At 55.3% G+C, this 25,188-nt stretch carries 29 protein-coding genes and 1 other annotated feature; of the genes, 13 read left to right on the top strand and 16 right to left on the bottom strand.

Annotated elements, in window-relative coordinates:
• The first annotated feature begins 59 nt into the window (after positions 1-59).
• The 5 genes from GM298_RS18515 to GM298_RS18495 are packed head-to-tail and all read left to right on the top strand — an operon-like array spanning position 60 to position 4,834.
• Positions 60-767: a CoA transferase subunit A gene (locus GM298_RS18515; RefSeq protein WP_266155005.1), complete on the top strand. Its 708-nt coding sequence runs from the start codon at positions 60-62 to the stop codon at positions 765-767.
• Positions 768-769: 2 nt separating this feature from the next.
• Positions 770-1,426, top strand: a complete 657-nt coding sequence (locus GM298_RS18510; protein ID WP_095440830.1) for a CoA transferase subunit B — start codon at positions 770-772, stop codon at positions 1,424-1,426.
• 9 nt (positions 1,427-1,435) lie between these two features.
• On the top strand, positions 1,436-2,617 hold the full coding sequence (locus tag GM298_RS18505; RefSeq protein ID WP_266155003.1) for an acetyl-CoA C-acetyltransferase: 1,182 nt from the start codon (positions 1,436-1,438) through the stop codon (positions 2,615-2,617).
• A 44-nt stretch (positions 2,618-2,661) separates the two neighbouring features.
• Positions 2,662-4,053, top strand: a complete 1,392-nt coding sequence (locus GM298_RS18500; protein WP_266155001.1) for a GntP family permease — start codon at positions 2,662-2,664, stop codon at positions 4,051-4,053.
• Between the two features lie 10 nt (positions 4,054-4,063).
• The gene (locus tag GM298_RS18495; RefSeq protein WP_266155000.1) at positions 4,064-4,834 is read left to right on the top strand and encodes a 3-hydroxybutyrate dehydrogenase; all 771 of its coding nucleotides are present in this window, start codon (positions 4,064-4,066) and stop codon (positions 4,832-4,834) included.
• A 38-nt stretch (positions 4,835-4,872) separates the two neighbouring features.
• Here GM298_RS18495 and selO read toward each other — a convergent pair whose 3' ends face one another.
• From selO to thrS, 14 genes are all read right to left on the bottom strand, one after another.
• Positions 4,873-6,315, bottom strand: coding sequence for a protein adenylyltransferase SelO (gene selO / locus GM298_RS18490; RefSeq protein WP_266154998.1), 1,443 nt, complete (start codon positions 6,313-6,315; stop codon positions 4,873-4,875).
• 61 nt (positions 6,316-6,376) lie between these two features.
• Entirely contained in the window at positions 6,377-7,093 is a 717-nt protein-coding gene (locus GM298_RS18485) for an EAL domain-containing protein (protein WP_025757336.1), read from the bottom strand.
• A 292-nt stretch (positions 7,094-7,385) separates the two neighbouring features.
• A complete protein-coding gene (locus tag GM298_RS18480; RefSeq protein WP_025757337.1) occupies positions 7,386-7,850 on the bottom strand; it encodes an NlpC/P60 family protein in 465 nt (154 codons plus the stop codon).
• Positions 7,851-7,923: 73 nt separating this feature from the next.
• Positions 7,924-8,679 carry a vitamin B12 ABC transporter ATP-binding protein BtuD gene (gene btuD, locus GM298_RS18475; protein ID WP_025757338.1) on the bottom strand — a complete coding sequence of 252 codons (756 nt, stop codon included), beginning with the start codon at positions 8,677-8,679 and terminating at the stop codon, positions 7,924-7,926.
• On the bottom strand, positions 8,679-9,230 hold the full coding sequence (locus GM298_RS18470; RefSeq protein WP_266154994.1) for a glutathione peroxidase: 552 nt from the start codon (positions 9,228-9,230) through the stop codon (positions 8,679-8,681). The genes btuD and GM298_RS18470 overlap by 1 nt, the downstream gene beginning before the upstream one ends.
• A gap of 35 nt (positions 9,231-9,265) precedes the next feature.
• Positions 9,266-10,246, bottom strand: coding sequence for a vitamin B12 ABC transporter permease BtuC (gene btuC / locus GM298_RS18465; protein WP_176472175.1), 981 nt, complete (start codon positions 10,244-10,246; stop codon positions 9,266-9,268).
• Between the two features lie 103 nt (positions 10,247-10,349).
• On the bottom strand, positions 10,350-10,649 hold the full coding sequence (ihfA, locus tag GM298_RS18460; protein WP_003857805.1) for an integration host factor subunit alpha: 300 nt from the start codon (positions 10,647-10,649) through the stop codon (positions 10,350-10,352).
• 4 nt (positions 10,650-10,653) lie between these two features.
• Positions 10,654-13,041 carry a phenylalanine--tRNA ligase subunit beta gene (gene pheT, locus GM298_RS18455; RefSeq protein ID WP_266154993.1) on the bottom strand — a complete coding sequence of 796 codons (2,388 nt, stop codon included), beginning with the start codon at positions 13,039-13,041 and terminating at the stop codon, positions 10,654-10,656.
• Positions 13,042-13,056: 15 nt separating this feature from the next.
• Entirely contained in the window at positions 13,057-14,040 is a 984-nt protein-coding gene (gene pheS / locus GM298_RS18450; RefSeq protein ID WP_003857809.1) for a phenylalanine--tRNA ligase subunit alpha, read from the bottom strand.
• Between the two features lie 40 nt (positions 14,041-14,080).
• Positions 14,081-14,204: a sequence feature (Phe leader region), on the bottom strand.
• Complete coding sequence (pheM, locus tag GM298_RS18445; RefSeq protein WP_001386830.1) at positions 14,155-14,199, bottom strand: pheST operon leader peptide PheM; 45 nt, start codon at positions 14,197-14,199, stop codon at positions 14,155-14,157. (Overlaps the previous feature by 45 nt.)
• Positions 14,205-14,321: 117 nt before the next feature.
• Entirely contained in the window at positions 14,322-14,678 is a 357-nt protein-coding gene (gene rplT / locus GM298_RS18440) for a 50S ribosomal protein L20 (RefSeq protein ID WP_000124850.1), read from the bottom strand.
• A 49-nt stretch (positions 14,679-14,727) separates the two neighbouring features.
• Positions 14,728-14,925, bottom strand: a complete 198-nt coding sequence (rpmI, locus tag GM298_RS18435) for a 50S ribosomal protein L35 (RefSeq protein WP_001124225.1) — start codon at positions 14,923-14,925, stop codon at positions 14,728-14,730.
• A 96-nt stretch (positions 14,926-15,021) separates the two neighbouring features.
• Complete coding sequence (infC, locus tag GM298_RS18430) at positions 15,022-15,564, bottom strand: translation initiation factor IF-3 (RefSeq protein WP_023616141.1); 543 nt, start codon at positions 15,562-15,564, stop codon at positions 15,022-15,024.
• A 3-nt stretch (positions 15,565-15,567) separates the two neighbouring features.
• A complete protein-coding gene (thrS, locus tag GM298_RS18425) occupies positions 15,568-17,496 on the bottom strand; it encodes a threonine--tRNA ligase (protein WP_025757343.1) in 1,929 nt (642 codons plus the stop codon).
• A gap of 322 nt (positions 17,497-17,818) precedes the next feature.
• Here thrS and yncL point away from each other — a divergent pair, with 322 nt between their 5' ends.
• Positions 17,819-17,911 (top strand): stress response membrane protein YncL, encoded by a 93-nt coding sequence (gene yncL / locus GM298_RS18420; RefSeq protein WP_021241082.1) that lies wholly within the window; start codon positions 17,819-17,821, stop codon positions 17,909-17,911.
• Positions 17,912-18,009: 98 nt separating this feature from the next.
• Positions 18,010-18,117: a small membrane protein YniD gene (yniD, locus tag GM298_RS18415; protein WP_120262318.1), complete on the top strand. Its 108-nt coding sequence runs from the start codon at positions 18,010-18,012 to the stop codon at positions 18,115-18,117.
• Between the two features lie 70 nt (positions 18,118-18,187).
• Here yniD and GM298_RS18410 read toward each other — a convergent pair whose 3' ends face one another.
• Positions 18,188-18,946 carry a DUF481 domain-containing protein gene (locus tag GM298_RS18410; protein WP_025757344.1) on the bottom strand — a complete coding sequence of 253 codons (759 nt, stop codon included), beginning with the start codon at positions 18,944-18,946 and terminating at the stop codon, positions 18,188-18,190.
• A gap of 295 nt (positions 18,947-19,241) precedes the next feature.
• Between GM298_RS18410 and pfkB the strand changes: the two genes are divergently transcribed.
• The 3 genes from pfkB (at position 19,242) to GM298_RS18395 (ending at position 21,537) form a co-directional block, all read left to right on the top strand.
• Positions 19,242-20,174 carry a 6-phosphofructokinase II gene (pfkB, locus tag GM298_RS18405; RefSeq protein WP_045285277.1) on the top strand — a complete coding sequence of 311 codons (933 nt, stop codon included), beginning with the start codon at positions 19,242-19,244 and terminating at the stop codon, positions 20,172-20,174.
• Positions 20,175-20,280: 106 nt separating this feature from the next.
• Positions 20,281-20,571 (top strand): type V toxin-antitoxin system endoribonuclease antitoxin GhoS, encoded by a 291-nt coding sequence (gene ghoS / locus GM298_RS18400; protein WP_025757346.1) that lies wholly within the window; start codon positions 20,281-20,283, stop codon positions 20,569-20,571.
• 105 nt (positions 20,572-20,676) lie between these two features.
• Positions 20,677-21,537 (top strand): fructosamine kinase family protein, encoded by an 861-nt coding sequence (locus tag GM298_RS18395; RefSeq protein WP_025757347.1) that lies wholly within the window; start codon positions 20,677-20,679, stop codon positions 21,535-21,537.
• Between the two features lie 36 nt (positions 21,538-21,573).
• Here GM298_RS18395 and GM298_RS18390 read toward each other — a convergent pair whose 3' ends face one another.
• Positions 21,574-22,110, bottom strand: coding sequence for a YniB family protein (locus GM298_RS18390; protein WP_025757348.1), 537 nt, complete (start codon positions 22,108-22,110; stop codon positions 21,574-21,576).
• 148 nt (positions 22,111-22,258) lie between these two features.
• Here GM298_RS18390 and hxpB point away from each other — a divergent pair, with 148 nt between their 5' ends.
• The 3 genes from hxpB (at position 22,259) to tcyP (ending at position 25,141) form a co-directional block, all read left to right on the top strand.
• A complete protein-coding gene (gene hxpB, locus GM298_RS18385; RefSeq protein WP_094918961.1) occupies positions 22,259-22,930 on the top strand; it encodes a hexitol phosphatase HxpB in 672 nt (223 codons plus the stop codon).
• 101 nt (positions 22,931-23,031) lie between these two features.
• A complete protein-coding gene (locus GM298_RS18380) occupies positions 23,032-23,622 on the top strand; it encodes a metal-dependent hydrolase (RefSeq protein WP_025757350.1) in 591 nt (196 codons plus the stop codon).
• A gap of 127 nt (positions 23,623-23,749) precedes the next feature.
• On the top strand, positions 23,750-25,141 hold the full coding sequence (gene tcyP / locus GM298_RS18375; RefSeq protein ID WP_025757351.1) for a cystine/sulfocysteine:cation symporter: 1,392 nt from the start codon (positions 23,750-23,752) through the stop codon (positions 25,139-25,141).
• The last annotated feature ends 47 nt before the right edge of the window (positions 25,142-25,188 follow it).

Below are 25,188 nucleotides of genomic sequence, written 5' to 3'. Positions count from 1 at the left end.
AATTAACAAATGAGTCGCCGCCCCTAATGATACCGGCACGGTTAACGGGAGGGATGAGTATGGCAGGACTGGATAAGCGCGTCGGCAGCTATGCGCAGGCGCTGGATGGGCTGACGGACGGGATGACCTTGCTGGCGGGCGGCTTCGGCCTGTGCGGCATTCCGGAGAACCTGATTGCCGAAGTCAGACGCCGGCAGGTGCAGAGTCTCACGGTGGTCTCAAACAACTGCGGCGTGGATGGCTTCGGTCTCGGGATACTGCTTGAGACGCGGCAGGTTCGCAAGGTAGTGGCCTCTTACGTCGGCGAAAACGCGCTGTTCGAGCAGCAGGTGCTGAGCGGCGAGCTGGAGGTGGAACTCACGCCGCAGGGGACGCTGGCCGAAAAGGTGCGCGCAGGCGGCGCCGGGATCCCCGCGTTTTACACCGCGACCGGCTATGGCACGCCTGTGGCTGCAGGCAAAGAGGTGCGCCAGTTTGCGGGTAAACATTACATCCTCGAAGAGGCCATTACCGGGGATTTCGCGCTCATCAAAGGCTGGAAGGCGGACTGGTACGGCAACGTTATCTATCGCCATACCGCGCAAAACTTTAATCCGCTGATGGCAACCGCGGGCCGGATAACGGTGGTGGAGGTGGAAGAGATTGTTCCGCCAGGTGAACTGCCTCCGTCGGCCATTCATACCCCGGGCATTTACGTCGACAGGCTGATTGTCGGCCAGTTTGAAAAACGCATTGAGCAGCGCACGCTGCGCGCGCAAGGAGTGTGACGATGTTGACCCGTGAACAGATGGCCATGCGCGTGGCCCGCGAGCTGCGCGACGGTTACTACGTCAACCTGGGGATCGGCATTCCGACGCTGGTGGCGAACTACATTCCCGCCGGGATGGACGTGATGCTCCAGTCGGAAAACGGTCTGCTGGGGATGGGCGCCTTCCCCGATGAGCAGAGCCTCGACGCCGACATGATCAACGCCGGTAAACAGACCGTCACCGCACGGACAGGGGCCGCCATTTTTGACTCAGCGCAGTCGTTTGCCATGATCCGCGGCGGTCATGTCGACCTGACCGTGCTGGGTGCCTTTGAGGTTGACGTCGAAGGCAATATCGCCTCGTGGATGATCCCCGGAAAAATGGTGAAGGGGATGGGCGGCGCGATGGATCTCGTCGCCGGGGCGCAGAACATCATAGTAGTGATGACCCACGCCTCAAAAAGCGGTGAGTCAAAGCTGCTGCCGCGCTGCACGCTGCCGCTCACGGGCGTGGGCTGCATCCGTCGGGTGTTAACCGACCTTGCGTTGCTGGAAATTGAGGACGGCGCGTTCATCCTGCGGGAGTATGCCCCCGGCGTCAGTATTGACGAGATCGTGGCGAAAACGGCAGGGAAAATCATTGTGGCGGACGACGTGCGCGAGATGCGCTTTAGCTGAGGGCTTCGGATGAAACAGGTCATGATTGTCGGGGCAACGCGTACCCCTGTCGGCAGTTTTCGCGGATCGCTCGCCTCCCTCTCTGCGGTTGAGCTGGGGGCTGTCGCGGTACGTCACCTGCTTGAGAACAGCGGTCTTGATAAAGGGAAGATTGACGACGTGATTTTCGGTCAGGTGCTGACGGCGGGATGTGGACAAAACCCGGCGCGTCAGACGGCCATCGCCGCCGGGTTACCCGTCAGCACGCCAGCGACAACGGTCAATCTGGTGTGCGGCGCGGGCCTGAAAGCGGTGCAACTCGCCGCGCAGGCGATCCGCAGCGGCGACGCCGGGGTAGTTATCGCAGGCGGTCAGGAGAGCATGAGCAACGCCCCCTATCTGCTGGACGGGGCGCGGTCTGGTTTGCGGTTTGGCCATACGGGTCTGCAGGACAGCATGATTACCGATGGTTTGTGGGATGCATTCAACGATTACCACATGGGTATCACCGCTGAAAACGTTGCCCGGCAGTACGGTATTTCCCGCGAACAGCAGGACGATTTCGCCGCCCGGTCGCAGCAAAAAGCGGCGGCCGCCATTGCGTCCGGTCGGTTTGACGCCGAGATAGCGCCGGTCATGGTGAAAGAGGGCAAAAAGCCACCGCGGGTTATTCGTTGTGATGAACAGCCCCGACCAGAGACCACCGCTGAGCAGCTTGCGCAACTGCGCCCCGCATTTTTACGCGAGGAAGGCACAGTCACGGCGGGAAATGCCTCAACGCTCAATGACGGTGCCGCTGCGGTACTGCTGATGAGTGAAGAAAATGCGCGGCAGAGCGGACTGCCGATCCTCGGTCGCATTGTGAGTTACGCCGTGACGGGGGTTGACCCGTCGGTGATGGGCATCGGTCCGGTGAGCGCCTGCCAGACGGCGCTTGCGCGGGCGGGCTGGACGCTCGATGAGGTGGATCTCATTGAAGCCAATGAAGCCTTTGCCGCTCAGGCGCTGGCGGTGGGCAAGCAGCTCGGCTGGGATGCGCGCAAGGTGAATGTAAACGGCGGCGCGATTGCCCTTGGTCATCCGATTGGCGCCTCCGGCTGCCGCATTCTCGTGACGCTGCTGTACGAAATGCAGCGCCGCGACGTTAAAAAAGGGCTCGTCACCCTGTGTATTGGCGGCGGACAAGGCATCGCCCTGACCGTCGAGCGTTAAGCCTCTCGTTGGTACCCGAATAATAATTAAAGTGAGGAGTCGTAATGAGTGTGTTAATTGCCCTGGCGGCGCTGGCACTGCTGATGCTGGCGGCCTATCGCGGATACAGCGTGATTTTGTTTGCCCCGATTGCGGCGCTCGGCGCCGTGCTGCTGACCGATCCTGGCGCCGTCGGCCCGACGTTTACCGGGCTGTTTATGGAAAAAATGGTCGGCTTCGTCAAGCTCTACTTCCCGGTGTTCCTGCTGGGTGCCGTGTTTGGCAAGCTGATTGAACTCTCCGGCTTCTCGCGCGCTATCGTCGCCGCAGCGATTCGGATCCTCGGGCGGCGTCACGCCATCCCGGTGATTGTCCTGGTGTGTGCGCTGTTAACCTACGGTGGCGTTTCGCTGTTTGTGGTGGCGTTTGCGGTTTACCCCTTTGCCGCCGAACTGTTCCGCCAGAGCGGCATCCCGAAACGGCTGATCCCGGCCACCGTGGCGCTCGGGGCATTCTCGTTTACCATGGATGCCCTGCCCGGCACGCCGCAGATCCAGAACATTATCCCCACCAGCTTTTTTGGCACAAACGCCTGGGCCGCGCCGTGGCTGGGGCTGATTGGTTCGCTGTTTATTATCTGTTTTGGTCTGCTCTGGCTGGAGCGCCAGCGCCGCAAAGCGCTGCAGAACAACGAGGGGTACGGCACGGATCTGAAAAATGAACCGGAAACGCCGGACGACATTAACCTTCCTCACCCGCTGATTGCCCTCTCTCCTCTGCTGCTGGTAGGGATCCTCAATCTGCTGCTTACCCGCTGGATCCCCGGCTGGTACGGCACCAGCCACGAGCTGACCCTTCCCGGACTGGCAAAGCCGATTGTGATCGAGGTAAGCAAGATCACCGCCATCTGGGCCGTGGAAGCGGCGCTGATCGCCGGTATCGTGCTGGTGCTGGCTTTTGGCTTTCGCAATATCCGCGGACGTCTGGCGGAAGGCAGCCGCACGGCGGTCAGCGGGGCCATTCTGGCCGCGATGAATACCGCCTCAGAATACGGTTTTGGCGCGGTGATCGCCGCCCAGCCCGGTTTTCTGGTGTTATCCCACGCGCTGGCGGCCATTCCAAATCCGTTACTCAATGAGGCCATCAGCGTGACCGTTCTCGCAGGGATCACCGGTTCGGCGTCCGGCGGGATGAGCATTGCCCTCGCGGCCATGGCCGACACGTTTGTTGCCGCCGCCCACGCGGCCAATATCCCCCTTGAGGTACTGCATCGCGTGGCCTCCATGGCCAGCGGCGGGATGGATACCCTTCCCCATAACGGCGCGGTGATCACCTTGCTGGCGATCACCGGTCTGAGCCATCGTCAGGCCTACGGCGGCATTTTCGCTATCACTATCATTAAAAGTCTGGCAGTGCTTTTTGTCATTGCCGTGTTCTATCTGACCGGCATTGTGTAAGGAGAAAAAGATGAATCTGAACGGTAAAACCGCCCTGGTGACCGGCTCAACCAGCGGCATTGGCCTGGGGATCGCCCGAGTACTGGCGAAAGCCGGGGCACAATTAATTCTTAACGGTTTCGGTGACAGCGAAGCGGCGCGCGCAGAGATCGCGCAACGGGGCAAAAAACCGGGCTATCACGATGCGGACCTGCGTGATGTCCTGCAGATTGAAGCCATGATGCGCTACGCCGAAACGCAGTTTGGCGGGGTGGATATTCTGGTCAATAACGCCGGGATACAGCATGTGGCTCCGGTTGAGGCGTTTCCGGTTGAAAAATGGAATGACATTATCGCCATTAATCTTTCCGCTGTGTTCCACACCAGCCGGCTGGCGCTGCCTGCCATGCGGGAGAAAAACTGGGGGCGCATCATTAATATCGCCTCCGTTCACGGCCTGGTGGCCTCAAAAGAGAAGTCAGCCTACGTTGCTGCCAAGCACGGGGTGGTGGGTTTTACGAAGTCGCTGGCGCTGGAAACCGCCCGCACCGGTATTACCGCAAATGCGCTCTGCCCCGGTTGGGTACTGACCCCGCTGGTGCAACAGCAGATCGACAAACGTATTGCACAGGGCGTCGCGCCGGATCTGGCCCAGGACCAGCTTCTGAGCGAGAAACAGCCTTCCGGGGAGTTTGTTACCCCGGAACAGCTGGGCGAGTTGACGCTGTTTTTATGTAGCGACAGCGCCGTCAACGTTCGTGGCGCAGCGTGGAATATGGATGGCGGTTGGGTCGCTCAGTGATGTCCTGGCCGGGTAGCGTAGCGCCCCCCGGCAAAAGACTAGCTAGAGCAGCTGACCTCCAGCCGCTTGCCCCAGTCAGGCGGGCGGCTGACGTAATCATCATCCCGGTCGGCAAACGGCGTGCGCAACGCCACATGCAGACGGTGTAACTCAGCGTATTCACTCTGCTCTGCCTGCTCAATCGCCCGCTGCGCCAGCCAGTTGCGCAACACCATCGCCGGGTTCACCGCGTTCATCTGCGTCTGGCGTGTAGCATCATCTACCTGCTCCAGCTGTAGCCGCGTGCGGTACTGAGTAAACCAGTCGTCAAACGCCTGTCGGTCGATAAATTCATCGCGCAGCGGCGAGGCAGGACTGTGCTGCTCCGTCTGGCCCAGCATGCGGAAGGTACGGGTATAATCGCTGCCCTCACGCGCCATGAGCGTAAACAGGCCATTCAGGATATCGTTATCGCCTTTCTCCTGGGTCATCAGCCCCAGCTTGTTGCGCATCAGCGTGCCGTAGTCGCGTAGCAACGTCTCCTGATAGCCATCGAGCGCATCATTGAGGGCATCGACGTCGATAAACGGTGACAGGGATTGCGCAAGACGCTGCAGATTCCACAGTCCCACCGCCGGTTGATTGTCAAAGCTGTAGCGCCCCTGGTAGTCGGAGTGGTTGCAGATATACCCCGGCTGATAATCATCGAGGAAACCAAACGGACCGTAATCGAAGGTCAGCCCGAGGATCGACATGTTGTCCGTATTCATAACGCCATGGGCAAAGCCCACCGTTTGCCAGCGTGCGATCATCGTGGCCGTGCGGGCCACCACATCCCTGAACCACAGAACGTATTTATCCGCCTCGTCCTGCAAATGCGGCCAGTGGTGACGGATGGCAAAATCCGCAAGCTGGCGAACCTTGTCCGGCTCGCGGCGATAGTAAAAGTGCTCAAAATGACCGAAGCGCAGATGGCTTTGCGCAATGCGCATCAGCATGGCCCCTTTTTCCATCGTTTCGCGCGCGACCGGCGTATCGCTGGTGACAATCGACAGCGCACGGGTCGTGGGAATACCCAGCGCATGCATCGCTTCAGATGCCAGGCATTCACGAATCGTTGAACGCAGTACCGCGCGCCCGTCGCCCATGCGTGAATAGGGAGTCAGCCCTGCGCCTTTCAGGTGCCAGTCAACCGTCTCCCCGTTGGGAAGCTGTTGTTCGCCGAGCAGGATCCCCCTGCCGTCGCCCAGTTGACCCGCCCAGACGCCAAACTGATGCCCGCTGTAGACCTGAGCGAGGGGTTGCATCCCGGGGAGTAGCGTTTCGCCGCCCCAGACGCCAGCGCCGTCTGAACGCTGAAACAGCGCTGGTGGAATAGCCAGCTCGTCTGCCAGCCGATCGTTATGCCAGATGAGACGGGAATTTTGTAGCGGTGTAGGTTTGAGTGCGGTGTAAAAACCAGGCAACTCGTCATGCCAGTGAGCAGTAAAAGACAGGGTCATAAGTCCTCCTGCTTTTAGTGTAGAGGGTTTACCCGGTCTTAAACACGGGCGAAAGCAAGGGTTATCGCTGCTGAACCAGCGTGGTGACGTGTTCAGCAGAGACGGCAGGCCACAGCGCCCCCTGCATGGCACCAAAATTGAAGGACAGGACGCGCTGCAACAGGGCGTGATCGTCAATGCCCGAGACGATCACCGACTGGCAGTGCGGCGTGATTTGCCAGAGGATAGCGCGCATAAAGGGCTCAAAGGAGAGTTCCTGAGCACGCTGCTGAATGAATCCTTTATCGAGAATAACCCGTTTGAATAATCCATCATAGACCGCTTTGAGCGATGCTGCGCCTGCGCCAAAGTTTGCCAGGACCAGCGGGAAATGGATCGCCATTCTTGCCAGCTGCAGATCGTCCTTTCCGTTATTTAAACCTGGATAATTCTCATTAACAGTAAACTCAAGAAACGGATAGCGCTCAAGAATTGAAACAGCGTTTCCATTACTTAATAAAAACTCAACAATTACAGGTGTAATATTGATCCATGCAATTAACTGATGCTGAATAAAAAACAGTTTACAGGTATCAAGCAATTGCAGTTTTTCGTTAAACAGCGCTAACTCTTCCGCCTCGGAAAGCCGCGGGATAACGAGTTCAGTAGGGATCCTCACTTCGCTGCCGACGCCAGTAAAGTTAACCACAATGTCTAAACCTTTAAGCTCACCTGCGCTATTACGGGCAGGCTGAAGCAACAGTTCAGACTGGTAAGCATTATCTAGCGTAATAATCATTGCACTCGCCCCGCATTAAAGATGAGAGAGGACATCCTGGAGCAATTGCTGACACAATTCCACTGTCTTGATTTTAATAAGATTAATTTCATTAGTTCCGTATTAATTTTCAGATTTATCCCTGAATCTAAAATAATCTTATCCTGGTTGTAGAATAATAGCCAGTTTTAGATAAAACAGACACATGCGGGCTAAGCTAATTTTAGGTAAATTTAACTTTAATCATCTTATTTGAGAAAAAACGGCATGATTTATTAGTTACCCTGCCGTCATAAGAGGCGTCCAGCGGCGACTAAATACGTCGAGCCTGCCAAAAACTTTTACGCCAGTAAACATTATCCAGAGAAGAACGCATCACCCCGCGACTGGTCGACGCGTGAATAAACTGATTGTCTGTATCATATATCCCCACATGGAGACCGCTTTCACCCGACCCGGTTTTGAAGAAAACCAGATCCCCCGGCAGAAGATCGTCTTTATCAATTTCCGTACCGATTTCAGCCTGTTTACGCGTTTCGCGCGGCAGCTGTAAATCAAACTTATCGCGAAACGTCATCAGCACAAAGCCGGAACAATCCACCCCGCCACGGCTCATGCCGCCGTAGCGATAAGGCGTGCCGCGCCAGTTACTCAGCTGATCGTTAAGGCTGGCAATGACGGTGATCGAATCTGAAAGCCGTGGGTTAGGCGGCGGAGCACGATGGCTACTGCATCCCGCAAGAAAGAGTGCAGCCATCAGGAGAAACCAGAATCGCATTTCAGACGAATCCTCTGCTTTTTTTGTTCTTTTCGTAATTTAGCGTGCAAGTGTGTGAACAGGCAAGAAACGGTTACTCCTGCCCGGTAGAAATCAGCATCTTATGTCCCTCTATATCCAGCCTGCGGAACGCCATATTGTACGCGCGGGCAAGATGAGGTGGCGTGAGAACCTGATCCCGCGTACCGCTGGCGATCAGGTTTCCCTTCGACAGCAACCATACCCGGTGGGCATGACGCAGGGTATGGTTGAGGTCATGACTGCTCATTACCACGGCGATGCCTTTTCGGCTCAGGGTGCTTAGCAGCGTATCCAGTGCCGCCTGCTGCGCCACATCCAGACCGCTCATCGGTTCATCAAGCAGCAGCAGCCGCCCGTGAGGATTACCGGCCGGGTGGATCTGCACGATTGCGGCCGCCAGACGCACCCGCTGCCACTCTCCGCCCGAAAGCTGGCTGGCATGACGAGCCAGTTTATCTTCCAGCCCCAGGGCGGCAGCCACGTCCGTCAGCAGCGCCGTATGGTGTTTATCATGCAAATGCAGCGTCAGGTAGTGCCAGACAGGCATCGCAAAGGGCGGTGTCTGCTGCTGCACAAGGTAACTGCGCCGGTGCGCCAGCGAGACTGGCGTCCAGTCGGTAAGGGGATGCCCCAGCAGCGTTACCTGCCCTTCACCACCGACTAGGCCTGCCATCCGCGCCAGCAACGTGCTCTTCCCCGCGCCGTTCGGCCCGACAAGATGCAGAATTTCACCCGCATTGACGGCACCGGTTATCGGCGCCAGACGTCCCTTTTCGGCAACGTCCGTGAGCTGCATCAGCAGTGACATTATTTCGCCAGCGCCAGCTTGATAGATTCCATCACAATCGGATCCTCAGGCGTCATATCCGGTGAAAAACGTTGCACCACCTGGCCATCACGATCAATCAGGAATTTTTCGAAGTTCCACAGAATGTCATCCGGGTAGAGCGGCGCGCGACCTTTGCTGGCCATACGTTCATAAAAACCGCTTCCTTCCGGCGCAACGGCTTTCGGTGCGGCAGCGATCAGCTTCGCGTACAGCGGATGACGATGCTCACCGTTAACATCAATTTTGCTGAACAGCGGGAACGTGACGCCATAGGTGGTGCTACAAAACGTCTTGATCTCCTCTTCGCTGCCCGGCTCCTGGCCCAGGAACTGGTTGCACGGGAACCCCAGCACGGTGAAACCGTCCTTCTCCCAGGCCTTCTGAATGTTCTCCAGCTGTTCGTACTGCGGCGTCAGGCCACATTTGGATGCCACGTTGACGATAAGCAACACGTTGCCTTTGTAGCCTTCCAGCGTGGTGTTATCGCCATCAATGGTGGTCACTTCAGTATTCAGGATATCTGACTGCATAGCATTCCCTCAGGTTGTCTTACGGCTATCGTGATTTAACGTCCAGCTTTTAATAGTAGCCAGATAAAGACCGGCGCGCCCAGCGTGGCGGTCACCACACCAATGGGCAACTCTGCGGCTGTCAGGGCAAGCCGGGCGATGATATCGGCCACCAGCAGCGTGACGGCCCCGGCAACAGCCGAGGCCGGAAGCAAGGTGCGATGGTCAGTGAGGCCACACAGGCGCAGCATGTGCGGGATCACCAGCCCAATAAAACCAATTGCCCCCGCAAGGGCGACGCTGACGCCGACCAGCCAGCCAATGGCAATGACCAGCACATTACGCCAGAACCCAATCGGCATACCGAGCTGGCGGGCAGAGGTTTCACCCAGCGCGAGCATATTCAGCGGCTGCGCCTGCAGGGCAACCCACACAATAACCGGGACCAGCAGCGCCATAAGCCAGCCCTGGTGCCAGTCAACGCCGCCAAAGCCGCCCATCATCCAGTACATGAGCTGTCGCAGGTCAAAGGAGGTTGAGAAGTAGACGGCCCAGGTCATCAGCGCGCTGCAGATGATCCCGAGCGCCACGCCGGCAAGCAGCAGACGGCTGATTGATAAGTGCCGCCTGGCGAAGCGAAGCAGGATGACCGTGATCAGTAATGCGCCGAGAATGGCGCTCAGGCTAATACTCCACCCGGAGAGTTCTCCCCCACCCAGCATCACTGCGGCAATCAGCCCCACGCCAGCCCCGTTCGAGACGCCGAGCAGCCCCGGTTCCGCCAGCGGGTTATCAAATAACGCCTGCATAATGGTGCCGCCCAGCGCCAGCGCGGCCCCCACCAGCATCACCGCGACGGTGCGCGGCAGACGAATTTGCCAGACAAAGAGTTGCCCGTCTGGCCCCCACCAGCTCTCAGGCCCTATCCACCTGTCACCGGCGCAGAGGCTAATCCCTGCGGCGACAATGAGCAGCAGCACCAGTAAAAGCAGGCGACGTTGATCGGAACGGTGCTGGCGATGGGCGTAATCAAGCATGTATTCGGTTTTATTTGCGAGAGATATCATTGATTTTACGGCGGGTTTGCCTGGGAGCGCAAAGAAAAAAGGCCGCATGGGCGGCCTTTTTAGTTAGTTCATATTACTCTGCTTTGGGCGTTGCGTTTTCGACACGGCTTTTTAACTTCTGGCCGGGTCTGAAGGTCACCACGCGGCGGGCTGTAATGGGAATATCTTCCCCCGTCTTCGGGTTACGACCCGGACGTTGGTTTTTGTCTCGCAAATCAAAATTGCCAAAGCCGGAGAGTTTTACCTGCTCACCATTTTCCAGAGCACGACGGATCTCTTCGAAAAACAGCTCTACCAGCTCTTTGGCATCCCGTTTGCTAAGCCCAAGCTTATCAAACAGATATTCTGACATTTCAGCTTTTGTAAGCGCCATAGGTTCAATCCCTCAATGATGCCTGGAATCGCTCTTTTAATGCCTCTACACATTTGGCGACGGTAGCGGCAATCTCCTCTTCTTCGAGTGTACGGCTGGTATCCTGAAGGATAAGGCTGATAGCGAGGCTCTTGAAACCTTCTGCTACGCCCTTGCCGCGGTACACGTCAAATAAGTTTACGCCAACTACCTGATTTACGCCAACTTTCTTACATTCGGCCAAAATATCTGCTGCAGGCACATTTTCGGCGACCACAACCGCGATATCACGGCGGTTTGCCGGGAAGCGGGAGACGTCCTGAGCCTGAGGGATCACGCGGTCTGCCACCAGGTTCCACTCCAGCTCAAACACGATGGTACGGCCGTTCAGGTCCAGTTTACGTTCCAGCTCAGGGTGAACAACGCCAATAAAACCAACACGTTTGCCGGCTAAATAGATGGCTGCACTCTGACCCGGATGCAGGGCCGGAATGGCTTCTGCGCGGAATTCAATTTCAGATAATTTACCGGTCAGATCGAGAATCGCTTCCAGATCGCCCTTCATATCGTAGAAATCAACCGTGCCTTTTGCCAGGTCCCAGTGCTCTTCATAGCGGTTACCGCTAATCGCACCAGCCAGCATAAGATCCTGACGGATGCCTAAATTTGCCTGATTATCCGGCACAAAGCGCAAACCGCTTTCGAAAATTCGCACGCGGTTTTGCTGGCGATTCTGGTTATAAACGACAGTGCCCAGCAGGCCGGTCCACAGAGACAGACGCATAGCCGACATTTCGCTGGAGATCGGGCTTGGCAGGATCAGGGCTTCCTGACCTGGGTGGATCAGCTGCTGCAGTTTTGGATCAACAAAGCTGTAGGTGATCACTTCCTGGTAGCCTTTGTCGTTAAGCATGGTTTTCACACGCTTCAGGGACAGGTCGGCTTCACGGTGGGTCCCCATCACCAGACCCGCCTGCACCGGCTCGTCAGGGATGTTGTTGTAGCCGTACACGCGGGCCACTTCTTCCACCAGATCTTCTTCAATTTCCATGTCGAAACGCCAGGATGGCGCAACGGCTTGCCACTGGTCCTGGCCTTCGGTCACTTCACAGCCCAGACGCTTCAGGATATCGGTCACCTGCGCATCGGGTACGTGGTGACCGATCAGGCGATCCAGCTTGCTGCGACGCAGGGTGATGGTCGCGCGCTTCGGCAGCGTGGCTTCGTGGGTGACATCAATCACCGGGCCCGCTTCACCGCCGCAGATGTCGATCAGCAGACGGGTGGCACGTTCCATCGCTTTGTACTGCAGCGCCGGGTCAACACCGCGCTCGTAACGGTGAGAGGCATCGGTGTGCAGGCCGTGACGGCGTGCGCGACCGGTGATAGAGAGCGGGCTGAAGAATGCACATTCCAGCAGCACGTTTTGCGTCTCATCGTTCACGCCAGAGTGTTCGCCACCGAAGATACCGCCCATCGCCAGCGCTTTGCTGTGGTCAGCAATCACCAGCGTGTCGGCGTTCAGTTTCGCTTCGCTGCCATCGAGCAGAACCAGGGTTTCACCCTCTTTCGCCATGCGCACCACAATACCGCCTTCGATACGATCTTTATCGAACGCGTGCATCGGCTGACCCAGCTCCAGCAGTACGTAGTTGGTCACGTCAACCACCGCATCGATAGAACGAATACCGCAGCGACGCAGTTTCTCTTTCATCCACAGCGGGGTTGGCGCTTTAACATTGATGCCTTTCACCACACGACCGAGGTAGCGTGGGCAGGCATCCGCGGCATCAACCTGAATAGGCAGAACGTCACTGATGGTCGCTTCAACCGGGACGATCTCCGGCGCGTTCAGTTCGGTCTGGTTCAGCACGGCAACGTCGCGCGCCACGCCGATAATCCCTAAGCAATCAGCACGGTTTGGCGTGACGCTGATTTCGATGGTGTTGTCATCAAGCTTCAGGTATTCGCGGATATCGGTACCGATCGGCGCATCCAGCGGCAGCTCGATGATGCCGTTGTGATCGTCGGAAATCCCCAGCTCAGAGAACGAGCACAGCATACCTTCTGACGGTTCACCGCGCAGTTTGGCAGCTTTGATTTTGAAATCACCCGGCAGCACAGCACCGACGGTCGCCACGGCCACTTTCAGCCCCTGACGGCAGTTTGGTGCACCGCAGACGATATCCAGCAGACGGTCACCGCCCACGTTGACTTTTGTTACGCGCAGTTTGTCCGCGTTAGGGTGCTGACCGCACTCCACCACTTCACCCACGACCACGCCATTGAACGCGCCCGAAACCGGCTCAACGCCGTCCACTTCCAGACCCGCCATGGTGATCTGGTTAGAAAGCGCGTCGCTGTCCAGCGTGGTGTTCACCCATTCGCGTAACCACAGTTCACTGAATTTCATTGTTCTGTCCTGCCCTTATTTAAACTGTTTGAGGAAACGCAGATCGTTTTCGAAGAATGCACGTAAATCGGTCACGCCGTAGCGCAGCATGGTCAGACGTTCCATGCCCATACCGAACGCAAAGCCAGAGTAAACTTCCGGATCGATGCCCACGTTGCGCAGCACGTTTGGATGCACCATACCGCAGCCCAGCACTTCCAGCCATTTACCGTTTTTACCCATCACGTCCACTTCCGCAGACGGTTCAGTGAACGGGAAATAGGATGGACGGAAACGAACCTGCAGATCTTCCTCAAAGAAGTTGTTGAGGAAATCATGCAGCGTGCCCTTTAGGTTGGTGAAGCTGATGTTTTTATCAACAATCAGGCCTTCCATCTGGTGGAACATTGGGGTGTGAGTCTGATCGTAGTCGTTACGATAGACGCGGCCCGGCGCGATAATGCGGATTGGCGGTTCCTGCTCCTTCATGGTACGGATCTGAACGCCGGAGGTCTGGGTACGCAGAAGACGGGTCGCGTCGAACCAGAAAGTGTCGTGGTCAGCACGTGCCGGATGATGGCCAGGAATGTTCAGGGCATCGAAGTTATGGTAATCATCTTCAATTTCCGGGCCAGTCGCCACGGTAAAGCCGAGCTCACCGAAGAAACTTTCAATACGATCGATAGTGCGGGTAACCGGATGCAGACCACCGTTTTCAATTCGGCGACCCGGCAGAGAAACGTCGATCGTCTCTGCGGCCAGACGCGCATTCAGCACCGCGCTTTCCAGCTCAGCCTTACGCGCGTTCAGAGCCTGCTGTACCTGCTCTTTGGCTTCGTTAATTACCGCACCTGCTGCCGGGCGTTCTTCTGCCGGCAGTTCACGCAGGGTTGTCATCTGAAGGGTCAGGTGCCCTTTTTTACCAAGATATTCGACGCGGACATTGTCTAACGCGGCAACATCTGAGGCCTGATTAATGGCGGCTGTTGCACTGGCAACCAGCTCTGCGAGATGTGACATGATTTTCCTCGTTATGTAGCGATATTTACCAGCGGCAGATACAAAAAAAGCCTCCATCAGGAGGCTTTCTGGCGCTGTTTTCCGTTTCGTCTCTCACGCGCTAGCCTCCTGATGTCAGGTGCTAAAGTAAAAGAAGAAGCGGAAAATAGCAGCATTCATGCTTGCGTTACCTTGTGTGGTAAGGAACCTAACGCCTTATTGAAAAGGGTAGCCCAAAAATTGTCAACGTTTTGATGCTGTTGAAACGAAAAGAGGGAGCCAGGCCCCCTCTCTCAACTGGCTTATGCCAGTGCTGCTTTCGCTTTTTCGACCAGAGCGGTGAACGCTACTTTGTCGAATACTGCGATGTCAGCCAGGATCTTACGGTCGATTTCAACAGAGGCTTTTTTCAGGCCGTTGATGAATTTGCTGTAAGAAATACCGTTCTGACGTGCTGCTGCGTTGATACGCGCAATCCACAGTTGACGGAACTGACGCTTACGCTGACGACGGTCACGGTAAGCGTACTGACCTGCTTTGATAACAGCCTGGAAGGCAACGCGGTATACGCGTGAACGCGCACCGTAGTAGCCTTTAGCTTGTTTCAAAATTTTCTTGTGACGTGCACGTGCAATTACACCACGTTTTACGCGAGCCATGTGTGCTCTCCTGTATCTATTCTAAGTTAAAAAAGTTAAACGAAACGACTTATGCGTACGGCAGGCACGCGATAACCAGGCCCAGATCGCCTTTAGAAACCATGGCTTTTGGACGCAGGTGACGTTTACGCTTGGTAGCTTTCTTAGTCAGAATGTGACGCAGGTTAGCGTGCTTGTGCTTAAAACCACCTTTACCGGTTTTTTTGAAGCGCTTAGCAGCACCGCGTACGGTCTTAATTTTTGGCATTTTAATAACTTCCACTTCGCATTGTTAAATAAACGAAACCCAGGCGAACAAAACCTGTGAAGCACAAAGGCTCCACAGGAAATGCTACTTGAAGGCCTACTGTTTCTTCTTAGGAGCGAGCACCATGATCATCTGGCGGCCTTCGATCTTCGTAGGGAAGGATTCGACTACTGCCAGTTCACTCAGATCGTCACGGACGCGGTTAAGCACTTCCATACCGATCTGTTGGTGGGCCATCTCACGACCGCGGAAACGCAGTGTGATCTTGGCCTTATCGCCATCTTCCAGAAAGCGAATCAGGCTGCGGAGTTTTACCTGATAATCGCCATCGTCGGTACCAGGACGGAATTTGATTTCCTTAACCTGGATAACTTTTTGCTTTTTCTTCTGTTCCTTAGAAGACTTACTCTTTTCATAAAGGAACTTGCCGTAGTCCATGATACGACAAACTGGCGGTTCGGCGTTAGGGCTGATTTCAACTAAATCTACTCCAGCTTCTTCAGCCTTTTCGATTGCTTCTCTCAGACTCACAATCCCCAGCTGCTCGCCTTCCAGACCTGTTAAGCGAACTTCCTGGGCGCGAATCTCGCCATTGATACGATTCGGACGTGCCGTTTGAACTCGTTTTCCGCCTTTAATACCTTATTCCTCCAGTTGTTGAAGACTGCGGCTGCGAATCTCTTGTTGCAGCTTCTCAATCACTTCACTTACGTCCAGGCTGCCCAGGTCTTTACCACGGCGGGTGCGAACGGCAACTTTGCCTGCTTCCACCTCTTTATCACCACAGACCAACATATACGGGACACGACGTAAAGTGTGCTCGCGGATTTTAAAGCCAATCTTCTCATTTCTCAAGTCTGCTTTTACGCGAATGCCCGCATTTTGTAGTTTCTGCGTCAATTCTTTAACGTAATCCGCCTGAGAATCGGTAATGTTCATCACCACGACCTGCACCGGCGCAAGCCAGGTTGGGAAGAAACCAGCAAACTCTTCGGTCAGGATGCCGATGAAGCGCTCCAGAGAACCGAGAATTGCACGGTGAATCATAACCGGTACCTGACGCTCGTTGTCTTCGCCAACATAAGAGGCGCTTAAACGCTGCGGCAGGGAGAAGTCCAGCTGTACCGTTCCGCACTGCCATGCGCGATCGAGGCAGTCATACAGGGTAAATTCAATTTTCGGACCGTAGAATGCGCCCTCGCCCAGCTGATATTCAAACGGAATCCCGTTCTCTTCCAGTGCCACGGCGAGATCCGCTTCTGCGCGATCCCAGGTCTCATCGCTACCGATACGTTTTTCCGGGCGCGTTGAGAGTTTGACCACGATCTTCTCGAAGCCAAAGGTGCTGTACATATCGTAGACCATACGAATACAGGCGTTAACTTCATCACGGACCTGGTCTTCAGTACAGAAGATATGCGCATCATCCTGAGTAAAGCCACGCACGCGCATCAGACCGTGCAGAGCACCTGATGGTTCGTTACGGTGGCAGCTACCGAACTCCGCCATACGCAGCGGCAGGTCGCGGTAGGATTTCAGACCCTGGTTGAAGATCTGAACGTGGCCCGGGCAGTTCATTGGCTTAATGCAGTATTCACGGTTCTCAGACGAGGTGGTGAACATCGCATCTTTGTAGTTGTCCCAGTGGCCGGTTTTTTCCCACAGCACACGGTCCATCATGAACGGACCTTTCACTTCCTGATACTGATACTCTTTCAGCTTGGAGCGTACGAAGGTTTCCAGTTCACGGAAAATGGTCCAGCCATCGTTATGCCAGAACACCATACCCGGCGCTTCTTCCTGCATGTGGTACAGGTCAAGCTGCTTACCGATTTTACGGTGGTCACGCTTCGCGGCCTCTTCCAGGCGCAGCAGGTACGCGTTCAGGGCTTTTTTGTCGGCCCACGCGGTACCATAAATACGCTGCAACATCTTGTTGTTGCTGTCGCCACGCCAGTAAGCGCCTGCGATCTTCATCAGTTTGAAGTGATGGCAGAAGCGCATGTTCGGCACGTGCGGTCCACGGCACATGTCGACGTATTCTTCGTGATGGTACAAGCCCGGCTTGTCATCATGGGAGATATTTTCGTCAAGAATAGAGACTTTATAGCTCTCGCCGCGCTTCACGAAGGTTTCACGCGCTTCGTGCCAGCTGACTTTCTTCTTGATGACGTCATAGTTGGTTTCGGCGAGCTCGTGCATACGTTTTTCGAGCGCGTCGATATCTTCCTGAGTCAGGGTGTGGTCAAGGTCAACGTCGTAGTAGAAACCGTTGTCGATCACCGGACCGATCGCCATTTTGGTGTTGGGCCACAGCTGTTTGATGGCATGACCTAACAGATGCGCGCAGGAGTGACGAATGATCTCCAGACCTTCTTCGTCTTTCGCGGTGATGATGGCAAGTGTCGCATCGTTTTCGATGAGATCGGAGGCGTCCACCAGTTCACCGTTAACACGGCCAGCGATAGTCGCTTTCGCGAGACCCGGACCGATATCCAGGGCAACATCCATTGGGCTTACAGCGTGATCGAAATGGCGTTGGCTGCCATCAGGAAGAGTAATTACAGGCATTTTATATCCTTATTTGCAGTGATGCCCCACACATAAGAGCATATACAAAGAAAATAATCGTGATTTGACAATAGATTACGAGACCATCTGACCAACAATCGTCAAATTGGTTCGTCATCATTCACCTGCCAGAATCAGAATAATTCGGATTTACGGCAGGCTTCGTAATGGTAACACTAATCACAGGGCGTATGCATCCTCTGCTGGCAGATTGATGCGCTGGCACTTTTGCATGAATTTGCAGGTGGCCAGTTCCCGGTGCTCGCATTCCTGAAATGCTGGGCTACTCTTGAACAGATCTTTAAACCCAAAGGTGCATACCATGAACGTATCCAGTAGAACGGTTGTGATATTGAACATCCTTTCAGCGACAGGTTTATTGTTGATTCTCGCCGAACGATTCCACTGGTTCTAAGCCCAACCCTACGCTGGCATAACCTGATCGATCCTGTGAAGGGGCATGTATCAGCCCTGTTTGATAGACTGTGGGTGTTAACAAACAAGGATCAGGTTATGCCAACAAAACGATTTGCCGTAAAACACTGGAAAATGGTGCTGGTGCTGATTGCCATCTGCGCCGCAATGCTGCTACTTCGCTGGGCGGCGATGATTTGGGGCTAAACGTCAACAAAAGGAAAGCCAACTGGCCTGAGATGAGAAACGGGCCGACATTTTCATCGGCCCGCCATAATTACATTTTATAACCCAGTGAAACCGTGGTTCTGCGGTCGGTATGATCCGGTGCCGTTTCTGGCGGTGACGAGTTCCAGGTGACGTTGTAGGCCACTTTCAGCCCAAAGTGTTCGTTGATGGCCACGTTCAGCGCCGTCTCAGAGTTCAGCGTCGTATCGTCGGCACCAAATACAGAAACACCCTGCGTGAATTTGGTGTTGTCAGTCATCTGCCAGGCATAGGTCCCGGACGCGTAACCGAGCGGTTGGGTTTTGGTATCGCCATCGGTGTACTCGTCATAGCGCACACCTGGACCGAATTCAAAACGGAAGCTGTGTACCGGGCCGTTCAGGAACTGGCGACCATAACCGGCGGTAAACACATCGCGCTGGCGATAACCGTTGTAGCGGTCGGTTAACCAGCTTGCCTGACCAAACAGGTAGTCATAGTCGGTCATGTTGTAACGGCTACGTCCGCCTACCGCATATTTCTCGGAAGAGCGTTCGTCATTCGCGGACGTGTTGCTGGCATTTCCCCACAGCGACCAGGCGGTCGTGTTACCGTACCAGGTGAGCGTACTGTCCGCTGTCAGAGAGGAGCTTTTGGTGTTACCGGATTGTGCCAGATACCCAGCGTTCAGGTTACCTTCAAAAGGTTTTTTCGCGGTGGTGGGATCGTCCATGACAGTAAAAACGGTATCATCGGCGGCTGCGTTCATAGCTGCAAACACGCCACCCGCCAGCATCAGTGCAGCGGGAACTGTCTTTAAAAGCTTCATTTTATTAAGGAGTCCGTACAACAAAAAAAGAGACCACACGGTCCCGGAATCTTTCTTAAGGATCAATGACAAGGCGTCCAGAGAAAGGTAACAAATTATAAAAAGCCGCAAATAACATAGCAATGTTTTCTTATTTCATTTTTTGAATAAGAACGATCCCAAAAAGCGTTTTATTTTATATATCCCGCGCCTCACTTTACGTCTGTATTCATATTTAAAATCATACTGTTATTTACATTGCGTTCCAGACAAAGGGTGCCAGACTAATAGGAACCCACGCTAAAAGGAGGTAATGATGGTTTCTATCTACACCCTGACGCTCTCCCCTTCCCTTGATTCCGCAACCCTGACGCCGCAGATTTACCCGGAAGGTAAGTTGCGCTGTAGCGCCCCTGTTTTTGAGCCCGGCGGCGGCGGTATCAACGTGGCGCGCGCCATTACGCACCTTGGCGGCCACGCCACGGCAATTTTTCCCGTCGGCGGCGCCACTGGCGAACACCTGGTCTCTTTGCTGGCAGATGAACAGGTCGCCGTAGAGACCGTGGAGGCCAAAGACTGGACGCGGCAGAACCTGCACGTGCATGTGGAATCCAGCGGCGAGCAGTATCGCTTTGTGATGCCCGGCGCGAAGCTCAGTGATGACGAGTTTCGTCAGCTTGAAGAGAAAGTACTGACCATAGAAAGCGGTGCACTGCTGGTGATAAGCGGCAGCCTGCCCCCCGGAGTGAGTACAGATAAATTAACCGCGCTTATTCAGGCGGCGCAGCAGCGCGGCATCCGCTGCATTGTCGACAGCAGCGGCGAGGCCCTTCAGGCGGCACTCGTGCCGGGCAATCTGGAGCTGGTCAAACCGAACCAGAAAGAGCTCAGCGCGCTGGTCAACCGAGAGTTGACGCAACCGGATGATGTTCGCACCGCCGCACAGGAACTGGTACGCAGCGGCAAAGCACGACGCGTCGTGGTCTCTCTGGGGCCTCAGGGGGCACTGGCCGTCGATGAAACGTCAGCCGTTCAGGTTGTCCCACCGCCCATGAAAAGCCAGAGTACGGTTGGCGCCGGGGATAGCATGGTTGGCGCGATGACGCTGAAACTGGCGCAGGGCGCGTCTTTGCTGGAAATGGCGCGTTACGGTGTGGCGGCGGGTAGCGCCGCAACCATCAACCAGGGCACGCGTCTGTGTTCACTGGCCGATACGCAAAAAATCGTCGATTACCTGTCCCGGGATTAACGCCCGTTCCCCTTCATCGTTATGGAGGGGAATGTCATCTCTTAGTCGCCAAACGCAAACTATCGACTATGCTAAGAAAACTTCCATGATAACAATGAGGTGAATTATGAGCAGTGGTGACATCACCCGCTACGTCGTAACCGTCAACCTTCATGAAGCCTCGCTGACGGAGCTGAATGAGCTCAACAACGCCTTCACCCGGGCTAAGTTTCTCCTCACGCTCACGGATGACGAGGGCAATATTCACGATTTAGGCACCCTGGCATTTGGTCTCATCTCTGCGCTGACTAAAGAAGAAGTGCATGCGCTGGCCGCCAGTCTGGTGGAAAGTGTGACCGACAAACCCACCGAGATTGACGTCGATACCTGGGAAAGCTGGCAGAAAAAAGAACAATAAGTGCCCTGCATGAATTTAAACCGCTCAGGTGTGCGTTAGTTCGTATTTTTTTACCGCAATAATGCGCTAACTTTATGATCTGGCAGACAACATGGGAGAGACATCATGTGGCAGGCTATCAGTCATCTTTTAAGTGAGCAACTGGGTGAAGGTGAAATCGAACTGCGTAACGAACTGCCAGGCGGTGAGATCCACGCCGCGTGGCATTTACGCTACGCAGGCCGCGATCTCTTCGTAAAATGCGATGAGCGTGAGCTTCTTCCTATATTTACCGCCGAAGCTGACCAGCTGGAGCTGTTGTCCCGCAGCAAAACGGTGACAGTTCCGCAGGTCCTGGCCGTGGGTAGCGACCGCGACTACAGCTTTCTGGTGATGGAATATCTTCCTGCCCGTCCGCTGGATGCCCATAACGCCTTTATTCTCGGCCAGCAATTAGCGCGACTCCATCAATGGAGCGACCAGCCGCAGTTTGGTCTCGATTTCGACAACGATCTCTCCACCACCCCTCAGCCCAACGCCTGGCAGCGCCGCTGGTCGACGTTTTTTGCCGAGCAACGCATTGGCTGGCAGCTTGAGCTGGCCGCTGAGAAAGGGCTGGAATTTGGCAATATTGATGCCATCGTCGAACACGTTCAGCAGCGTCTGGCCTCCCACCAGCCGCAGGCATCTCTGCTGCACGGTGATTTATGGTCCGATAACTGCGCGCTGGGGCCCAACGGCCCCTATATCTACGACCCGGCCTGTTACTGGGGTGACAGAGAGTGCGATCTGGCCATGCTGCCGCTGCATCCTGAGCAGCCGCCGCAAATATACGACGGGTACCAGTCCGTTTCCCCCCTGCCGCACGGTTTCCTCGATCGTCAACCGGTGTATCAGCTGTATACGCTGATGAACCGCGCCATCCTCTTTGGTGGCGAACACCTTGTGAACGCCCAGCGGGCGCTCGAACGCATGCTTGCTGCCTGACAACAAAACGGGTGGCCTGAACGCCACCCTTATCGCTTACAGAAAACCAAGCAGTGAAAAGAAGAAATACCCCGCCACAATGACGATCGCAGGAAGGATATAGAGCGGGAAGATCTGCAGAAAAATGGAGTGACGCGGAACCACAATCCGGGACTCAATCTGTTCCCGGGTCATCCCTTCCGGGCCTTTGGCCTGCTCGAGAATCATCTGATCTTCAACCCCTTCACGAAGAAAACGCGTCTGACGGCTCATTCGTGCGCCGGAGGCCTGCAACGCCATGGCGATAAAGATCAGCGCATAGATAATCCAGAACCCAATATTGAGCTGCTGATGAAAGTCCGGCGTGGGGGAGTTGAACCAGAAGACATTCAAAAATGGCGTGTTAAAACGCATCATCTCAATCATGACATGCGCAAAATCAAGCATGACCGCATTAATACCCGGCTGTTTTTCGCTGTGATCGTACATGAACTTGAGCACAGAAATCAGCGTAGAAATAACGGCGGGAATAAAAATCACCCAGCCAGCAACCCGTTTTAAGACCGCAATGCGTCCAGCTTGTTGATACGTCATCAGTTCCTCTTCATAAAGACGCGTTATTTGTGCCTAAGTCTACCTGCTGGTCATCAATTTCGCCCGCTCTTTAAAAGCAATATGCTAAATTGCAGAGTGTGCTTAGCACGTATCGTCTGTCGAACACCCTGAATAAGGAGACGTTGTGATGTCGACACCGCGCCAAATTCTTGCCGCAATTTTTGACATGGATGGATTACTGATCGATTCCGAGCCGTTGTGGGATCGCGCTGAACTGGACGTCATGGCCAGTCTGGGCGTGGATATCAACCGCCGTAATGAACTTCCTGATACGCTGGGTCTGCGCATCGACATGGTGGTGGACCTGTGGTTTGCCCAACAGCCGTGGGTGGGCCCCGACCGTGATGAAGTGACCGCCCGTATTATCAGCCGCGCGATTTCCCTGGTGGAAGAGAACAGGCCGCTGCTGCCCGGCGTACGTGACGCCGTCGCGCTGTGCAAAGCTCAGGGGCTGAAAGTCGGCCTGGCCTCCGCCTCCCCGCTGCACATGCTGGAAAAAGTGCTCACCATGTTTGAGCTGCGCGACAGTTTCGACGCCCTGGCGTCCGCTGAAAAATTGCCTTACAGCAAGCCGCATCCTCAGGTCTATCTGGACTGCGCCGCGAAACTGGGCCTGGATCCCCTTAACTGTGTGGCGCTGGAAGATTCCGTTAACGGTATGGTGGCGTCCAAAGCCGCACGGATGCGTTCCATTGTGGTGCCCGCTGAAGAGGGCCGTCACGATCCCCGGTTTGCCCTGGCCGATGTGAAGCTCACGTCACTGACAGAGCTCACGGCGCGACACCTGCTGGGCGGTTAACCCTTACCACCGGTTTGTGACAAACAGTTACACCGTCACCTCTTCCGCCTACTGTATAAAAACCCTATACTGTATGAATTGACAGTCTCGTGGGTTTTATCATGACGGCGGAAGGCCACCTGCTTTTTTCTATTGCGTGTGCAGTATTTGCCAAAAATGCTGAACTCACCCCCGTGCTGGCACAGGGGGACTGGTGGCATATTGTCCCTTCCGCCGTATTAACCTGTCTGCTGCCCGACATCGACCACCCGAAATCCTTCCTCGGGCAACGTCTGAAGTGGGTGTCAAAACCCATCGCCCGCGCGTTCGGCCACCGGGGATTTACCCACAGTCTGCTGGCCGTATTTGGCCTGCTGACGCTGTTCTATTTAAAAGTGCCCGAAAGCTGGATAGTGCCTGCGGATGCCATTCAGGGCATGGTGCTGGGTTATCTGAGCCATATTCTCGCCGATATGCTGACGCCTGCGGGCGTGCCGCTGCTGTGGCCCTGCCGCTGGCGTTTTCGTTTTCCCATCCTTGTTCCCCAGAAAGGTAACCAGCTTGAGCGCGCATTGTGCATGGCGCTGTTTGCTTACGCCGTCTGGATGCCGCAAACATTGCCCGAAAACAGTGCAGTCCGCTGGTCGTCCCAGATGATTAATTCGCTGCAATTTCAGTTCAATCGTTTTATTCACCACCAGATTGAACAGTAAACCGACAAAATCATCCCATTTGTCATAACCCATTCCATTTGGATATAAGCGCTACATCACACTTCTGCTAACCTTCCGCCAACAGGATCGGTAAAAACCGGCCCGATAATAAATCAGGAGAACGGGGATGAATTTTCCACTCATCGCGAACGTCGTTGTGTTCGTTGTATTGCTATTGCTTCTCGCGCAGACGCGCCACAAACAGTGGAGCCTGGCGAAGAAAGTGCTGGTCGGTCTGGCCATGGGTGTCGTATTTGGTCTGGCATTACAGGCGATTTATGGCTCCGATAATCCAGTTCTGAAAGATTCTATTCAGTGGTTCAACATTGTCGGTAACGGCTATGTTCAGCTGCTGCAGATGATCGTTATGCCGCTGGTGTTCGCCTCTATTCTGAGCGCCGTTGCGCGCCTGCATAACGCCACTCAACTGGGCAAAATCAGTTTCCTGACCATCGGTACGCTGCTGTTTACCACGCTGATTGCCGCGCTGGTGGGTGTGCTGGTGACCAACCTGTTTGGCCTGACGGCCGAAGGTCTGGTTCAGGGCAGTGCTGAAACGGCGCGTCTGACCGCGATTCAGACCAACTACGTAGGTAAAGTGGCTGACCTGACCGTGCCGCAAATGGTGCTTTCCTTCATTCCGAAGAACCCGTTTGCTGACCTGACCGGTGCAAGCCCAACCTCCATCATCAGCGTGGTGATTTTCGCCGCGTTCCTGGGCGTGGCGGCGCTGAAGCTGCTGAAAGACGACGCGCCAAAAGGCGAGCGCGTGCTGACCGCCATCGATACCCTGCAAAGCTGGGTGATGAAGCTGGTACGTCTGGTGATGCAGCTAACCCCGTATGGCGTGCTGGCGCTGATGACCAAAGTGGTCGCTGGCTCTAACCTGCAGGACATTATCAAGCTGGGAAGTTTCGTCGTCGCCTCTTACCTGGGTCTGGGCATCATGTTCGTGGTGCACGGTATCCTGCTGGGTGTAAACGGCGTCAGCCCGCTGAAATACTTCCGTAAAGTCTGGCCCGTGTTGACCTTTGCCTTCACCAGCCGTTCCAGCGCCGCGTCTATTCCACTGAACGTGGAAGCGCAGACCCGTCGTCTGGGTGTGCCTGAGTCTATCGCCAGCTTCTCGGCCTCGTTTGGTGCAACCATTGGTCAGAACGGTTGTGCAGGCCTCTACCCGGCAATGCTGGCGGTGATGGTCGCGCCAACGGTGGGGATTAACCCGCTGGATCCGGTCTGGATCGCCACGCTGGTCGGGATTGTGACCGTGAGCTCCGCAGGCGTTGCGGGCGTTGGCGGTGGCGCAACTTTCGCCGCGCTGATTGTTCTGCCTGCGCTGGGTCTGCCGGTTACGCTGGTCGCCCTGCTGATCTCCGTTGAACCGCTGATCGACATGGGTCGTACCGCGCTGAATGTCAGCGGCTCGATGACCGCCGGAACGCTGACCAGCCAGTGGCTGAAGCAAACTGACAAAGCGATTCTGGAAAGTGAAGACGACGCCGAGCTGGCGCACCGTTAATCACTGTAGAAATAAAAAAACCGCCTGATGGCGGTTTTTTTATGACT

This window comes from Enterobacter sp. HSTU-ASh6, from assembly GCF_026319105.1.
In the GTDB taxonomy this organism is placed as follows: Bacteria; Pseudomonadota; Gammaproteobacteria; order Enterobacterales; family Enterobacteriaceae; genus Enterobacter; species Enterobacter sichuanensis.
Note: the sequence above shows the minus strand (reverse complement) of the source record. Positions and strands in the feature narration are given on the sequence as shown.

What these genes read in the sequence shown, in the direction of transcription:
- GM298_RS18515 (WP_266155005.1), top strand. Translation starts at nt 60, where the DNA reads ATGGCAGGACTGGATAAGCGCGTCGGCAGCTATGCGCAGGCGCTGGAT.
- GM298_RS18510 (WP_095440830.1), top strand. Translation starts at nt 770, where the DNA reads ATGTTGACCCGTGAACAGATGGCCATGCGCGTGGCCCGCGAGCTGCGC.
- GM298_RS18505 (WP_266155003.1), top strand. Translation starts at nt 1,436, where the DNA reads ATGAAACAGGTCATGATTGTCGGGGCAACGCGTACCCCTGTCGGCAGT.
- GM298_RS18500 (WP_266155001.1), top strand. Translation starts at nt 2,662, where the DNA reads ATGAGTGTGTTAATTGCCCTGGCGGCGCTGGCACTGCTGATGCTGGCG.
- GM298_RS18495 (WP_266155000.1), top strand. Translation starts at nt 4,064, where the DNA reads ATGAATCTGAACGGTAAAACCGCCCTGGTGACCGGCTCAACCAGCGGC.
- selO (WP_266154998.1), bottom strand. Translation starts at nt 6,315, where the DNA reads ATGACCCTGTCTTTTACTGCTCACTGGCATGACGAGTTGCCTGGTTTT.
- GM298_RS18485 (WP_025757336.1), bottom strand. Translation starts at nt 7,093, where the DNA reads ATGATTATTACGCTAGATAATGCTTACCAGTCTGAACTGTTGCTTCAG.
- GM298_RS18480 (WP_025757337.1), bottom strand. Translation starts at nt 7,850, where the DNA reads ATGCGATTCTGGTTTCTCCTGATGGCTGCACTCTTTCTTGCGGGATGC.
- btuD (WP_025757338.1), bottom strand. Translation starts at nt 8,679, where the DNA reads ATGTCACTGCTGATGCAGCTCACGGACGTTGCCGAAAAGGGACGTCTG.
- GM298_RS18470 (WP_266154994.1), bottom strand. Translation starts at nt 9,230, where the DNA reads ATGCAGTCAGATATCCTGAATACTGAAGTGACCACCATTGATGGCGAT.
- btuC (WP_176472175.1), bottom strand. Translation starts at nt 10,246, where the DNA reads ATGCTTGATTACGCCCATCGCCAGCACCGTTCCGATCAACGTCGCCTG.
- ihfA (WP_003857805.1), bottom strand. Translation starts at nt 10,649, where the DNA reads ATGGCGCTTACAAAAGCTGAAATGTCAGAATATCTGTTTGATAAGCTT.
- pheT (WP_266154993.1), bottom strand. Translation starts at nt 13,041, where the DNA reads ATGAAATTCAGTGAACTGTGGTTACGCGAATGGGTGAACACCACGCTG.
- pheS (WP_003857809.1), bottom strand. Translation starts at nt 14,040, where the DNA reads ATGTCACATCTCGCAGAGCTGGTTGCCAGTGCAACAGCCGCCATTAAT.
- rplT (WP_000124850.1), bottom strand. Translation starts at nt 14,678, where the DNA reads ATGGCTCGCGTAAAACGTGGTGTAATTGCACGTGCACGTCACAAGAAA.
- rpmI (WP_001124225.1), bottom strand. Translation starts at nt 14,925, where the DNA reads ATGCCAAAAATTAAGACCGTACGCGGTGCTGCTAAGCGCTTCAAAAAA.
- thrS (WP_025757343.1), bottom strand. Translation starts at nt 17,496, where the DNA reads ATGCCTGTAATTACTCTTCCTGATGGCAGCCAACGCCATTTCGATCAC.
- yncL (WP_021241082.1), top strand. Translation starts at nt 17,819, where the DNA reads ATGAACGTATCCAGTAGAACGGTTGTGATATTGAACATCCTTTCAGCG.
- yniD (WP_120262318.1), top strand. Translation starts at nt 18,010, where the DNA reads ATGCCAACAAAACGATTTGCCGTAAAACACTGGAAAATGGTGCTGGTG.
- GM298_RS18410 (WP_025757344.1), bottom strand. Translation starts at nt 18,946, where the DNA reads ATGAAGCTTTTAAAGACAGTTCCCGCTGCACTGATGCTGGCGGGTGGC.
- pfkB (WP_045285277.1), top strand. Translation starts at nt 19,242, where the DNA reads ATGGTTTCTATCTACACCCTGACGCTCTCCCCTTCCCTTGATTCCGCA.
- ghoS (WP_025757346.1), top strand. Translation starts at nt 20,281, where the DNA reads ATGAGCAGTGGTGACATCACCCGCTACGTCGTAACCGTCAACCTTCAT.
- GM298_RS18395 (WP_025757347.1), top strand. Translation starts at nt 20,677, where the DNA reads ATGTGGCAGGCTATCAGTCATCTTTTAAGTGAGCAACTGGGTGAAGGT.
- GM298_RS18390 (WP_025757348.1), bottom strand. Translation starts at nt 22,110, where the DNA reads ATGACGTATCAACAAGCTGGACGCATTGCGGTCTTAAAACGGGTTGCT.
- hxpB (WP_094918961.1), top strand. Translation starts at nt 22,259, where the DNA reads ATGTCGACACCGCGCCAAATTCTTGCCGCAATTTTTGACATGGATGGA.
- GM298_RS18380 (WP_025757350.1), top strand. Translation starts at nt 23,032, where the DNA reads ATGACGGCGGAAGGCCACCTGCTTTTTTCTATTGCGTGTGCAGTATTT.
- tcyP (WP_025757351.1), top strand. Translation starts at nt 23,750, where the DNA reads ATGAATTTTCCACTCATCGCGAACGTCGTTGTGTTCGTTGTATTGCTA.